This is a genomic window from Oceanirhabdus seepicola (assembly GCF_023684385.1).
In the GTDB taxonomy this organism is placed as follows: domain Bacteria; phylum Bacillota; class Clostridia; order Clostridiales; family Clostridiaceae; genus Oceanirhabdus; species Oceanirhabdus seepicola.
The window spans coordinates 99042-113096 of the sequence record NZ_JAGSOJ010000006.1; the positions used below are offsets into that span (position 1 = coordinate 99042).

Annotated in this window: 12 protein-coding genes and 1 other annotated feature; all 12 genes read left to right on the forward strand. The window is 31.3% G+C overall.

Annotated features, from left to right (window positions below; translation table 11 throughout):
• Positions 1–106: 106 nt before the first annotated feature.
• The 12 genes from ytxC (at position 107) to KDK92_RS22355 (ending at position 14045) form a co-directional block, all read left to right on the forward strand.
• Positions 107–1042 (forward strand): putative sporulation protein YtxC, encoded by a 936-nt coding sequence (gene ytxC, locus KDK92_RS22300; protein WP_250861624.1) that lies wholly within the window; start codon positions 107–109, stop codon positions 1040–1042.
• Positions 1043–1235: 193 nt separating this feature from the next.
• Complete coding sequence (infC, locus tag KDK92_RS22305) at positions 1236–1766, forward strand: translation initiation factor IF-3 (RefSeq protein ID WP_420852356.1); 531 nt, start codon at positions 1236–1238, stop codon at positions 1764–1766.
• A gap of 21 nt (positions 1767–1787) precedes the next feature.
• Positions 1788–1985, forward strand: a complete 198-nt coding sequence (gene rpmI / locus KDK92_RS22310) for a 50S ribosomal protein L35 (protein WP_250861625.1) — start codon at positions 1788–1790, stop codon at positions 1983–1985.
• Between the two features lie 27 nt (positions 1986–2012).
• Positions 2013–2372, forward strand: coding sequence for a 50S ribosomal protein L20 (gene rplT / locus KDK92_RS22315; RefSeq protein WP_250861626.1), 360 nt, complete (start codon positions 2013–2015; stop codon positions 2370–2372).
• A gap of 242 nt (positions 2373–2614) precedes the next feature.
• A complete protein-coding gene (locus tag KDK92_RS22320; protein ID WP_250861627.1) occupies positions 2615–3970 on the forward strand; it encodes a TrkH family potassium uptake protein in 1356 nt (451 codons plus the stop codon).
• Between the two features lie 11 nt (positions 3971–3981).
• A complete protein-coding gene (locus KDK92_RS22325; protein ID WP_250861628.1) occupies positions 3982–4644 on the forward strand; it encodes a potassium channel family protein in 663 nt (220 codons plus the stop codon).
• A gap of 11 nt (positions 4645–4655) precedes the next feature.
• Positions 4656–5438 (forward strand): TrmH family RNA methyltransferase, encoded by a 783-nt coding sequence (locus tag KDK92_RS22330; protein WP_250861629.1) that lies wholly within the window; start codon positions 4656–4658, stop codon positions 5436–5438.
• Positions 5439–5476: 38 nt separating this feature from the next.
• Positions 5477–5694, forward strand: a binding site (T-box leader).
• A gap of 85 nt (positions 5695–5779) precedes the next feature.
• Complete coding sequence (pheS, locus tag KDK92_RS22335; protein ID WP_250861630.1) at positions 5780–6799, forward strand: phenylalanine--tRNA ligase subunit alpha; 1020 nt, start codon at positions 5780–5782, stop codon at positions 6797–6799.
• A gap of 24 nt (positions 6800–6823) precedes the next feature.
• Positions 6824–9202 (forward strand): phenylalanine--tRNA ligase subunit beta, encoded by a 2379-nt coding sequence (pheT, locus tag KDK92_RS22340; RefSeq protein WP_250861631.1) that lies wholly within the window; start codon positions 6824–6826, stop codon positions 9200–9202.
• Between the two features lie 369 nt (positions 9203–9571).
• Entirely contained in the window at positions 9572–10195 is a 624-nt protein-coding gene (locus KDK92_RS22345; RefSeq protein WP_250861632.1) for a cell division protein ZapA, read from the forward strand.
• Positions 10196–10338: 143 nt separating this feature from the next.
• Positions 10339–11319 (forward strand): glycosyltransferase family 4 protein, encoded by a 981-nt coding sequence (locus KDK92_RS22350; RefSeq protein ID WP_250861633.1) that lies wholly within the window; start codon positions 10339–10341, stop codon positions 11317–11319.
• A gap of 389 nt (positions 11320–11708) precedes the next feature.
• On the forward strand, positions 11709–14045 hold the full coding sequence (locus KDK92_RS22355) for a U32 family peptidase (protein ID WP_250861634.1): 2337 nt from the start codon (positions 11709–11711) through the stop codon (positions 14043–14045).
• The last annotated feature ends 10 nt before the right edge of the window (positions 14046–14055 follow it).

Genomic DNA, 14055 nt, shown 5'->3' on the forward strand with positions numbered 1-14055 from the left:
AAGATAAATAAGTAAGCTACTACTATATTTTCATTCTTATAAAGTGCTGAACAAAGTATATATATAAGGCCCTTAGGTGCATACTAGATATGAAGGGAGTGAGAGAATGTTAATTTACAGCGTTGTCTATAACAAAAAAAATGATGATATTATAGAGGAACTTAATGATATAAAAAAACTCCTTGAAATGAAAGGAATAAACTTAGGATATTCTGAATGTGTAGAAGAAAATAATCATTTTATTAAAATTTATTGTTGTAATGATGAAAATGTGGAGAGGGGAAAAAAACTCTTTAATATATATTTAAGTAACTATCTAAGTAAGGTGGTAGCAGAAGAATACATTGATAGAGAATTGAATAAGTTGATAAAAGAAATGTATTTCTTCTTAAAGGGGAATGATATTGCTCATGTAAGTCAAGAGATGCAAAGAATCTTAATAAAACAAGAGAATATTAATGATGAAGATTTTGTTTATTTCATGAATATTAAAAACGATATTAATGAAAAAATAATAAAATGCTTGAATGAATATGAAGTTATGAATGTAAAAGGGTTCTTAACATTTAGATTAAAAGACTTAAAACGAGATTTTGAATTAATTGTGGATAAAATAGTTGAAAGGTATATGGTAAAGAAAGAATATGATGAGTTTATAAAATTACTAAGATATTTTGTTGAAATACAAGAAAGTAAAATTGATGAAGTAAATATTGTTATTAGCGATTGTGGAGAATATGGAATACTAGATAAAAGTGGAAGAGATATCTTAACAAGATTTCTTGAAGATGTAAATAATTATAAAATACCTGGAAGTATTAATATCGATGATGTTATAATAAGTGGATTGATAACCAATGTTCCAAAACGATTAATTATACATGGCTGCGATAATTGCAAAAACCAAGAATTAATAGACACTATTAAAAATGTATTTCTTGATAGAGTTGCTTTCTGTAATGGATGTAGTTTATGTATTGAGGATTTGGAAAGGTTTAAGGAAGAAGAAATTAGAAAATATGAAGAATTAAATTTAGAATAAGTGTTGACAAGAATAAGAATATGTTGTACTATAATAACTGTGATAAGTTAATAGTGAATGTAAAGAAGAAACCGAATTTCTCACCTTACGGCAAAGCTTAGTAAGGTTCCTTTTAATGATTGAATATTATTTATTTATATATCAATAATTAAGGACGGTTTTTGACCGTCCTTTTTCTTATAAACCTTGGGAGGTGGAGAGTATAGCTACAAATAAAAAGCAAACTCTAATTAATGAACAAATTAGGGTAAATGAAGTGAGATTAATAGGACATGATGGTGCTCCATTAGGAATTATGTCAAGTAAAGAAGCAATGAATCTTGCGGATGAAAAGAATATGGATTTAGTAATGATTTCTGAAAATGCTAAACCACCAGTATGTAGAATCATGGACCATGGCAAGTATGTTTATGAACAACAGAAAAAGCTAAAAGAAGCTAAGAAGAAGCAAAAGACAGTTACTTTAAAAGAAGTTAGAATGAGTCTTAGCATAGAGGATCATGATATTAATATTAAAGCTAAAAGAGCTCATAAGTTCTTGGAAAGCGGCGATAAAGTGAAGGTGACTGTTAGATTCAGAGGAAGAGAAGCTGAACATAGTCATCTTGGTAGAAAGATATTGGATAACTTCTATTCAAAGGTTGAAGACATCTGTATAATAGAGAAACCTGCGAAAAAAGAAGGAAGAAATATGCTAATGATATTAGCTCCAAGAAAAGCGTAACATTGGAAGGAGGAACTTAAAATGCCTAAAATGAAAACTCATAGAGGTGCAGCAAAAAGATTCAAAAAGACTGGTACTGGAAAACTAAAGAGAAGAAAAGCTTTTAAAAGCCATATCTTAACTAAGAAGAGTGCTAAAAGAAAAAGAAATCTTAGAAAAGGTACTCTAGTAGATTCAAGCCAATTAAAAGTAATGAAGAAAGTATTACCATACATCTAAGTTGTTGGTAAAAGGAGGTAGAAAGAAATGGCAAGAGTAAAAAAAGCTGTCAACGCACGTAAGAAACATAAAAAAGTATTAAAACTTGCAAAAGGTTATTATGGAAGAAGAAGTAAGACTTTTAGAACTGCTAATGAAACGGTTTTAAGAGCAATGAGAAACGCATACATCGGTAGAAAACTTAAAAAGAGAGAATATAGAAGATTATGGATTGCTAGAATAAATGCTGCATGCAGAATGAATGGGTTATCTTATTCAAGATTCATAAACGGAATTAAAATCGCTGGAATCGATATGAACAGAAAAATGCTTTCTGAGATAGCTATCCACGATTCAAAAGCTTTCGCTGAATTAGTAGAAGTTGCTAAGAACGCTTTAAACCAATAATATAAACGTAGCGTATGCTACGTTTTTTTATTTTATAAATTTTGACAAATGCTCATTTAATGATATAATTTTCTTATTAGTTAGAGGGATTATGGTATGAATTTTCATTATTGAGTATTATTAACTAAAACATTATAGCTTAAAAGGTCAATTTTTTACCAATAATAAAACAGAACAGTTTTAAGTTATAGGTGTAATAAAAATGGGAAGGGGGAATATGTCTAAAGGACATTATAGAGAATATGAGAACAACCTTCAATTCTAAACAAATAAAAAATAAACTTACTCCAGTGCAAATTTTGGCCGGTGGTTTTTTTGTATTAATATTATTAGGAGCAATTCTTTTAACATTACCTATTGCAACAGTAGATAGAGTAAGCACTAATTTTATTGATGCTTTTTTCACATCAACATCTGCAGTATGCGTAACTGGTTTAGTAGTGGTGGATACCGGTACTTATTGGAGTATGTTCGGGAAGACAGTTATAATAACATTGATCGAAATTGGTGGATTAGGATTCATGTCTGTGGCAACATTATTTTTTCTTTTATTAGGAAAGAGAATAACTTTAAAAGAAAGAATGGTAATGCAAGAGGCTATGAATTATTTTTCTTTACAAGGACTTGTAAAGATGGCTAGATACATATTAATATTCACTTTTTCTGTACAACTTGCAGGTGCGGCGATTCTTTCTATTCAGTTCATACCAGAGTATGGACCATTAAAGGGTATTGGATATAGTTTGTTTCATTCCATATCAGCTTTTTGTAATGCTGGATTTGATCTTATGGGTAACTTTACAAGTATTACAAAATATTCAGGGAATCCACTTGTAATGATTACTATAACAGTGTTGGTTATTGTTTCAGGGCTCGGTTTTTTTGTGTGGACAGATATATATAATTATAAGAAAAATAGGAGATTAACTCTTCACTCAAAAATTGTTCTTACTATGACGGCTATATTAGTTGTAGGTGGCGCAATTCTTATGTTTATATTCGAATATAATAATCCAGATACAATAAAAAATGTTCCGGCTGGTGAGAAAATATTATCATCAGTGTTTGCATCTGTAACACCAAGGACTGCGGGAATGAACTCTATAAGTACAGATGCTATGACTAATGCTGGTAAGTTTCTAACAATGATACTTATGTTTATTGGTGGGTCACCTGGTTCTACAGCTGGAGGAATTAAGACGGTTACAGCAGGTGTATTAATACTTACATTAAAATCTTTTGTTAAAGGAAAAGAAGATGTAGAGGCTTTTGGAAGAAGAATAAATAGAGAAACTGTTTTTAAAGCTGTTGTAATTATGCTTATAAGTTTGTTACTTGTTATAGTTTCAACTCTTTTATTATCAGTTACTGAATCAAATGCAGACTTTGAAATGATTTTCTTTGAAGCTATTTCAGCTTTCGGTACAGTTGGTTTATCAATGGGACTAACGCCAAAACTAAGTTTAGGCGGAAAGTTAATAGTAGCAATTGCAATGTATTGTGGAAGAGTTGGGCCGTTGACAGTAGCATTAGCGTTGGGTAATAAGAAGAGAAAAGGTGCCATTAGGTATCCAGAAGATAAAATACTAGTAGGATAGAGGTGTGTTAAATGAGTAAAAAGCAATATATTGTTATTGGTCTTGGAAGATTTGGAATTTCTGTAGCACAAACTTTATTTAATCTTGGGCATGATGTTTTAGCACTTGATTCTAATGAGGAGAGTGTTCAGGATATTGCAGACACAGTTACTCATGCAATAGTAGCTGATGCGACAGATGAAAAAAGTTTAAGAGCTATTGGTATTAGAAATTTTGACGTTGCAATTGTATCTATTGGTGAAAATATTCAATCAAGTATCATGGCAACATTGTTATTAAAGGAGCTTGGGGTAAAGTATATTATAACTAAAGCAAATAATGCAATGCATGCTAAGGTATTAATGAAAATTGGAGCAGATAGAGTTGTATTTCCAGAGAAAGACATGGGATTAAGAGTAGCACATGACCTTGTTTCATCTAATATTTTAGAGTACATCGAACTTTCAGCAGATTATAGTATAGCTGAATTCTTATGTCCAAAAGTATGGATAGGAAAGAGTTTAGTTGAAATTGATGTAAGATCTAATTATGGTATAAACGTAATTGGTATAAGGCACAACGAAGAAATTGACGTTTCACCTTCTGCATATAAGAAATTAGAATCTGGAAGTGTGATTATTGCAATAGGTAGAATAGAAGATCTTAATAATCTAGAAACTAAGATTAAGAAGTAGGGATGATAAATTTGAATATTATTGAAAGTAAGAATAACAATAAGATAAAAGAACTTAAGAAGCTTAAAGATAGAAAGTGGAGAAAAAAAACAGGCGAATTTCTTGTTGAAGGATACAGGTTTGTCCATGAAGCATGGAACTCTGAATTTCATATAGAAACTATTATAATAAATGTTGATAATAAAGACAAATATGAAGATTTTAAGATGAAGCATAATATCTCTGTTGAAGAGGAGATTTATGTATCTGAAGTGATTTATAAGGAAGTGGCACAGACTCAAAATTCACAGGGGATTATCGCTGTTGTTAAAAATAAAAGTATAGAACATAATATTGAAGATGGTCTTTATGTATTATTAGATAGATTACAGGATCCTGGTAATGTGGGAACTATTATTAGAACATCTCATGCAGCAGGCGTCAAGGGGATAGTTCTTACAAAAGGCTGTGTTGATATATATAATGATAAAGTGTTAAGGTCCACAATGGGTTCTATTTTTAAAATTCCAATAATAGAAGATTCCAATCTTGAATTCACAAGAAAATTGAAGGAAAGTGGTTTTAAATTCGTAGTGAGTTCCCTTGAAGAAAGTGAAGATTTCTATGATTGTTATTTAAAAGGAAATACTGTTATAGCAGTAGGAAATGAAGGAAATGGACTGAGTGAGGAGATATATTCTCTTCAGGATGTGAAAGTGAAAATCCCCATGCCAGGTGGAGCAGAGTCCTTAAATGCAGGTGTAGCAGCATCTATTATGATATATGAATGTGTTAGACAGAAAAATTGTGATTGAAAATTTTCTTTTTCGTGATATAATAAGAAAAGATTAATAATTAAACGATGATAAAGAGAGTAGGTTTATGAAGACAATCAGAGAGAGGTAGCCTTAGGCTGTAAGCTATCTTATGAAACTAATAAACTGAAGTTCACTTTGGAGTTCTTGTGATGAATATATTAGTTACAAGCGGCGATGGCCGATAAAACATAGAGTGGGTGTATACATATATATATCAACTAGGGTGGTAACGCGGAATATCTTCGTCCCTTTTTAGGGATGGAGTTTTTTTATTGCAAAAAAGTATAATAATGCTGAATTTGTAGAAGAATTTTATAATAAGTAAAGGAGGAATTACCATGAAAGATATGTTATTAGAAATAAAACGCAATGCTATTGAGCAATTGAATAATACTGATTCAAAAGAAACGCTTGAAGAAATAAGAATAAAATATCTTGGTAAGAAAGGTGAACTTACTGCAATTTTAAGAGGAATGGGTAAGTTATCTAAAGAAGAGAGACCTGTAGTTGGTAAAGTAGCAAATGAGGTTAGAAGTGATATTGAGGAACTTTTAGAAGAAAAGATCCAAGGGATCAAGAATGTTGAGAAGGCTAAAAAGTTAAAAGAAGAGATAATTGATATTACAATGCCAGGAATTCTTCCTAAAGTAGGTAGAAGGCATCCATTAGAGATGACACTTGATAAAGTTAAAGAAATATTCATGTCTATGGGATTTGCAATAGAAGAAGGGCCTGAAGTAGAATATGATCATTATAACTTTGAAGCATTAAATATACCAAAAGGGCATCCTGCAAGAGGTGAACAAGATACCTTCTATATTAATGAAAATATAGTTTTAAGAACACAAACATCACCAGTACAGATAAGAACAATGGAAAATCAGAAACCACCTATAAAGATGATTTCTCCGGGTAAGGTTTATCGTTCAGATGACCTTGATGCAACACACTCACCAATATTCTATCAGATAGAAGGGCTTGTAATAGATAAAAATATTACTTTTGCAGATCTTAAAGGTACTCTTGATGTATTCTTTAAAAAAATGTTTGGAGAGAATATGAGAACTACATTTAGACCACATCATTTCCCATTCACTGAACCTTCAGCTGAGATGGATGTAACATGTTTTGTTTGTGGTGGAGAAGGATGTAATGTCTGTAAAGGTAGTGGATGGATAGAATTAGTTGGTTGTGGAATGGTTCACCCACAAGTACTAAGAAATTGTGGAATTGATCCTGAAGAGTACAGCGGATTTGCATTCGGATTCGGATTAGATAGAATGGTTATGCTTAATTATGGAATAGATGATATAAGACTTCTATATGAAAGTGATATGAGATTCTTAGATCAATTCTAAAAATAAAATCAGGAGGTAGTTGATATGAAAGTACCATATACTTGGCTTAAAGATTATGTTGATATAAATATTGGACCTCAAGAACTTGGAGATAAACTTACAGTTAGTGGATCAAAGGTTGAAGAGGTTATAATTTCAGGTGGAGATATTACAAAGGTTGTTACTGGAAAAATAGAGAAGATTGAGCCACATGAAGAAGCTGAAAGGTTAAAGATTTGTTCAGTTAATATTGGTAAAGAAGAAAATATTCAAATAGTTACTGCTGCAGATAATATGAAGGAGAATGATATAGTTCCTACTGCTTTACATGGATCTACTCTTGCAGGTGGTTTAAAGATTAAAAAGGGTAAGTTAAGAGGAGCAAAATCTGAAGGAATGTTCTGTTCAGAGGTTGAATTAGGATTAGCTGATGAAAAGGATATAGATGGATTAATGATACTTCCAGCAGATACTCCTATTGGAGTTGATATTAAAGAAGTTGTTGAAATAGAGAGTGCTGTGCTTGATTTTGAGATAACTTCAAATAGACCAGATTGCTTAAGTATTATTGGAATGGCTAGAGAAACAGCTGCTACATTAGGAACTAAATATAGAATGCCTGAATTTTGTTATAAAGAAAAATGTAGTGATAAAATCGAAGAAGCATTAAAAGTAGAAATTAAAGATGAGCTATGTAAGAGATACATGGCTAGAGGAATAAAGAATGTTAAGATTGAACAATCACCTAAGTGGATGCAGGATAGGCTACTTGATGCAGGTATTAGACCAATCAATAATATAGTGGATATAACAAACTTTGTTATGGTAGAGATGGGGCAGCCAATGCATGCATTTGATGCTAGAGAGATATCATCAAACAAAATTGTTGTTGAGAAGGGTAATTGTGAAGAAAAGTTCACTACACTTGATGAGGTAGAAAGAGCTTTACCTGAGGGGACTCTTTGTATTAAGGATGGAGACAGAACAGTAGCTGTTGCAGGAATAATGGGTGGACTAAATAGTGAAGTAAAAGATGATACAGCTGAAATTTATCTTGAATGTGCTTCATTTGAACCTGTTAATATTAGAGAAACTTCAAGTAAGCTTGCATTAAGAACTGATGCATCTACTAAATTTGAGAAAGAGCTTGATCCTAACAATGTTGAAGCTGCTATGAACAGAGCTTGTTACTTAATTCAAGAATTAGGTGCAGGAGATGTAATGGAAGGCATCATTGATGTTTATAATCAAGTAAAAGAATCTCATTCCCTTGAAGTTAGTGCCACATGGGTAAATAAATTCCTTGGAACAGAGATTCCAGGAGAAGATATGGTAAAATATTTAAACAGTTTAGATATGGAAACAATTCTTGAGGGGGATACTCTCAAGGTAAATGTTCCTACATTCAGATGTGACATGTATATAAAAGAAGATGTTGCTGAGGAGATTGCAAGAATATATGGGTATAACAAAGTAGAAGCAACAATTGATACAACAACTACTTTAAGAGAGCCAATGAATAAAAGAATGTTAAATGAAAGATTTATCACAGATGTACTTATTAACTGTGGCTTAAGTCAATCAATCAGTTACTCATTCATCAGTCCTAAGGTTTTTGATAAGATACTTGTATCTGAGGATAGTGAATTAAGAAATGCTGTGAAAATTAAAAATCCATTAGGTGAAGATTATAGTATTATGAGAACAACAATGATACCTTCAATAATGGAATCATTAGGAAGAAACTATGCAAGAGGAAATGATGTTGTTAGATTATTTGAGACTGGTAAAGTGTATATCCCGAGTGAAGATAGTAACAAAATACCAGAGGAGAGCAATACAATTGCTATAGGTATGTACGGAGAATGTGATTTCTTCACATTAAAGGGTGTTGTTGAGACTCTTGTTGAGAGACTAGGTGTTGCAAAATCTAAGTATGAGAGAGTAACAGATAATCCAAGTTTCCATCCAGGAAAAACAGCAGCATTAAAAGTTAGAAAAGATGTTATAGGTGTATTTGGTGAAATGCATCCAGACATAATAGAAAACTATGGAATAGAGAAAAACTGTTATGTTGCTCAACTTAACATGGATATTCTTTGTAAGCTAAGCAATATTGATAAAAAATATTCTGCACTGCCTAAGTATCCAGCTGTTACAAGAGATATTGCAGTACTTATAGACCGAGAAATTCTTGTTGGTGAAATTGAAGAAAGTATAAAAAAAGCAGGCGGAAATCTTTTAGAGAGTTTCAAATTGTTTGATGTATATGAAGGGGAGCAAATTCCTGAAGGTAAGAAAAGTGTTGCATATGCATTAACTTATAGATTGCCAGATAGAACTTTGACTGATAAAGAAGTTAATAAAGTTCATGATAAAATTCAACGTTCACTTGAGCACAAGCTTGGAGCACAACTTAGATAAAAGCGTAGTTGAGAGTGTAGAGTTGAGAGTGGAGAACGAAGGAGGGTTCTGACCTAGGTCAGAACCTTTGTTTTATATTGCTAAAGAAACAATATAATGTTACTCGTTTCATTTTAAATGAAACATTGTATCTTAAATACAACATTTTATTCTTAAGGATTAAATGAGTAAAACCTTATTGTTCTTTAGAATAATAAAATGTAGTTTCTGCTTAAAGAGCAGAAATATCCATCGTTCTCAACTCTACACTCTCAACTTTCCACTTCTTTTAAAGCATCGCGTGCTTTATTGAAGAGTTAAATAATTGATTTACTGTATTAGAAATATATGTTACAATAATTGTAACTCTGAAAGTGAGAAGGTGTTTTAATGAATGTTGTAACCGTTAATATAAACGGAATAGAATACAATCTTAGGGGTGAAGAGAGTGACTCGTACATTCTAAAAGTTTCTGATATTGTAAATGATACTATTATGAAGATAAAATCTAAAAATAACATGCTTAATGCAACTGACGTAATAGCACTTGCTTCTATTAGAATAACTGATGAGTTTTTAAAGAGTATAGAAGAAAGAGACATGATACAAAAACAAGCAAGAGAGATATATGAGAAGAATGCCTCAATGAATGAAGAGTTAAAGGAAATTAGACAAGCTTTTGAAGAACTCCATGAGGAGAATAATACTTTATTAGAGAAAAATGAGAAGTTGTCTAGTGAACAACATATTCTTGATTATGAGAAAGAAATTGCTTCTCTCAGAAGTCAGTTGGACATTATAGAAGATAAGAGCAAAAAGTACATAAAAGAAAATAGTGAATTTAAAAATATTAGAAACGAACTTCTAAAACAAATTGAAGATGCAGAAATTAAGCATAAAACAATTAGGGATAAAAATTCAAAATTAAGTAAAAAAATAATTAGAATGGAGCAGGATTTAATGGATAGCAACATCGCTCTGGCTAAGACTCTACAGATGCAAAATGAAAAATAAGAGAATAGGTTAAAAGGATTTTTAATTATTTTAATTAAAGATCTTTTTTTTTTATATCAAAACAAGTGAATTATATAATGTAATAATTGAAAATATAAGTGCATACTTTAGTAACATAAAGAGATGATTAATTAGGGGGAACTATGAGAGTACTTCTGTGTCTGAGACAGAATTGTTATAAATATTATTCTGCTGATACTCAGCAGTGTCAGAAAATCTATAAATTTTTAAAAAAGAGAAATATACAGGTGGATATTAACAATGGAGGAAAATGTGATTTTTCAAAATATGATGTTGTTCACCTATTTGATTTGAATTCTACGGGGGAAATGTATAAGTATTATAAAGAAGCTGTGAGAAATAAATGTGATATTGTAATATCTCCTTTGTATTGGAATTATGAAAGATACTTCAAATTTAACAAGAAGATAGAATCTATAAAGCTGTGGAAGCGATGTAACTTGTATAGAGGGGAGATACTTAAAAAAAGCAAGGGTGTAATCTGCAGTAGTGAGATTGAAATGGGATTCTTGAATAGAGATTTTGGTCAAATAAATGGGGAGGTTGTTTATTATGGGAGTGAGATAGAGTACGATGATATTCCTTTGTACTCCTTCAAGGAAAGAAATAATCTCGACAAATATGTGTTATGCGTTGCCAGAATAAATCCAATTAAAAATCAGAAAACATTAGTGGATATAACAGAGAAGTTAGGGATGTCACTAGTACTTGTGGGAAATATTGATGATAAGAGTTATTTTAGTGAGTGTATGAAAAAAGAACATGTGAAGTACTTTGGATTTTTTGATAGTTATAATATTTATAATGCATATAGGTTTGCAGAAGTTCATGCAGTACCAGGGTTTTGTGAGATGCCAGGACTCTCTACACTAGAAGCAGCAGGAAGTGGATGTAAGGTATTAACTTCAAGTGAAGGATGTGCTAAAGAGTATCTTAAGGATAAGGCATACTATTGTAATCCATTTAATACAGAAGATATAGAGAATAAATTAATTGAGGCTCTCAATGGGAGAAAGAGTAATATATTAAAATTATATGTTCAACAAAGGTTCAAATGGGAAAAATATGGGGAGAAAATACTGGATATATATGAATCACTATAAAGAACATAATGGAGAATTGATAATGTATAATGGATAATGATTGACATTTCACTCTGTGAAATTTTAATCCTATTGTTTAAGAAACAATAGGATTTTTCTCGTTTCATTTAGATTGAAACATTGTATGATAAATACAATATTTTATCAAAGATAAAATGAGTAAAAACCTGTTGGTCTAAAGAACTATAAGATGTGGCTTCTGCGTAAGTAGAAACATCCATTATTATACATTATCAATTATACATTATACAACTCTTTTCGTGGGTGGGTGTGCATTTTTTTTGTATATATGATAAAATATCTTATAACATAAGGTAGCTGAAATAAGAAAAACTAGCATATAGACTAGTTATTTTTTTGAAGATGCCTAAAGATGAATAGGTGGTATTATGAAAAAAATAGAATTATTAGCTCCAGCAGGGAGTAAAGAAAGTTTAATTGCAGCTGTTCAGAATGGAGCAGATGCAATATATTTAGGTGGTACAAAGTTTTCAGCTAGAGCATATGCAAGTAATTTTGATAATGAAACCATTGAATGGGCAATAGACTACTGTCACCTCTATGGGGTAAAAGTATATGTAACCCTTAATACATTAATAAAAGATGAAGAAATGGAAGAAGCTTTAGAATATGCCCAGTTTCTTCATAATATCGGTGTAGATGCGGTGATTATTCAAGATTATGGTCTTGCCTATTGTCTTAGAAATAGATTGCCAGAACTTGAAATACATGCATCAACACAGATGACGGTGCATAATGCTGAAGGTGCAAAATTTCTAAATGATAAAGGTTTTAAGAGGATAGTTCTTAGCAGAGAATTATATATAGGAGAGATAGAGAAAATATCCAAGGAATACAAAATAGAGACAGAGATTTTTGTTCATGGAGCATTATGTATATGTTATTCAGGTCAATGTCTTATGAGCAGTGTGCTTGGTGGGCGAAGTGGTAACAGGGGAAGGTGCGCTCAACCATGTAGATTACCTTATAAGATATTGAATAAAAAAGGTGATAAAAAAGAAGGCTATCTTATGAGTCCCAAAGATATATGTACTATTGAAGACCTACAGAAGATAATAGATAGTGGAACCAAATCCCTTAAAGTTGAAGGGAGAATGAAACGACCTGAGTATGTAGCAGGTATAGTTTCGAGTTACAGAAAAGCTATAGATTCCATATATGAGAAAAAGAAAGCCGATAAAGTAAAAATCCAGAAAGAAAAAGATAGGTTAATGCAATTATTTAATAGAGAAGGATTTTCAAAAGCGTATTTATTTGGTAATATAGGAAGAGATATGATGTCTTTCAGATTTCCTAAGAATACAGGTGTTAGAATTGGAAAAGTCAAGAGTGGAAAAGTTGAATTGTTAGGGAATGTGGCATTAAATGATGGAATCAGAATAGGTGATGGTGGTTTCACAATATCTAAAATTATTAAAGAGAATAGGGAGGTAAAAGGGGCAGTTAAAGGGGATAAAGTTGAGTTAAAACCAAAGAAATATAAAGAAGGGGATATTCTTTTCAAAACATCAGATGTTAATCTTAACAAGGAACTTTCCGAATCATATAAGAGCATGTATGGGAAGCGGATTCCTTTGAATTGTAATATTGAGTTCAATATTGGATATCCTGTTGAACTGAGCTGTGATTATGGAAATAAAAGATATAAAGTTAAGGGTGAGGTTGTTCAAGTACCTATAAAGAAACCTGTTTTAAAAGAAAAGATAGAGAATAGTCTTAAGAAAAAAGGAGATACGCCTTTTAAGATTGACAAAATTATATTTAATTCTTATGAGGAAGGGTTTGTTCCAGTATCGACTCTTAATGAGTTAAGAAGAAAACTTATAGATCAGATAGAAGAAAATATAAAACTAGTTTATAAGAATAAGGATTTATTGAGAGATATAAATGAAACATCAGAGGAAAAAGAACTAGAAATTCCAGAGAGTATTATAACTGTTAAAAATAGAGAACAGATGAAAGTTGTAAGAAATAATGGTAAAGAGGATATATGCGTAGATATAACATTCAGAGATATGTGGAATTTAGAACCACATAAATTAGAAGGGTGTTACGTGAAAATATCTAATATAATAAAAGATAGAGAATATGATGTTGTGGTAGGTAAGATTAGAGAATATCTACCATATATAAAAGGGATTATAACTTCAAACCTTGGAATTATCAATCAATTCTCAAATCAAACTCATATAATTGGTGATTATAAGTTGAATATATTCAACAAATATGGAGTTGACTTTTTTGAGAATGACTTAAAGGGAATATATCTTTCAACAGAATTAAATAGGAAGCAGATAAACAGCATTGCTAGGGAAAGAAAAGGAAAAATCGCTGTAATTATATATGGAAAATATGAGCTCATGGTGAGTCAATACTGTCCTATTGGTGCAACATTTGGAGGAAGAAGTTCAAATAATAATTGTAATAGGATATGTGAAAAAGAAAGTTTTGTATTAAATGATAGAATGAATATAAACTTTAAGATTTTCACAGATCTTTTCTGTAGAAGTTACATATATAATAGCGTTCCTGTAGAACTAATTTGGAATAAGGAATCCTTTACTAAGAAAGGCATGGGATTAAGGATTGACTTTATTGATGAAAGTGCTAGAGAGTGCAGAACAGTATTGGAGTATTTACACGGCGAGAGAGAAAAAATAGATATAAAGTCCACAAAGGGGCAATTTTCTAAAGGAGTGTTATAAGCACTCCACT

Coding starts and splice junctions, on each gene's coding strand:
- KDK92_RS22355 (WP_250861634.1), top strand. CDS start 11,709: ATGAAAAAAATAGAATTATTAGCTCCAGCAGGGAGTAAAGAAAGTTTA.
- KDK92_RS22345 (WP_250861632.1), top strand. CDS start 9,572: ATGAATGTTGTAACCGTTAATATAAACGGAATAGAATACAATCTTAGG.
- KDK92_RS22350 (WP_250861633.1), top strand. CDS start 10,339: ATGAGAGTACTTCTGTGTCTGAGACAGAATTGTTATAAATATTATTCT.
- rpmI (WP_250861625.1), top strand. CDS start 1,788: ATGCCTAAAATGAAAACTCATAGAGGTGCAGCAAAAAGATTCAAAAAG.
- pheT (WP_250861631.1), top strand. CDS start 6,824: ATGAAAGTACCATATACTTGGCTTAAAGATTATGTTGATATAAATATT.
- ytxC (WP_250861624.1), top strand. CDS start 107: ATGTTAATTTACAGCGTTGTCTATAACAAAAAAAATGATGATATTATA.
- KDK92_RS22320 (WP_250861627.1), top strand. CDS start 2,615: ATGAGAACAACCTTCAATTCTAAACAAATAAAAAATAAACTTACTCCA.
- KDK92_RS22325 (WP_250861628.1), top strand. CDS start 3,982: ATGAGTAAAAAGCAATATATTGTTATTGGTCTTGGAAGATTTGGAATT.
- pheS (WP_250861630.1), top strand. CDS start 5,780: ATGAAAGATATGTTATTAGAAATAAAACGCAATGCTATTGAGCAATTG.
- rplT (WP_250861626.1), top strand. CDS start 2,013: ATGGCAAGAGTAAAAAAAGCTGTCAACGCACGTAAGAAACATAAAAAA.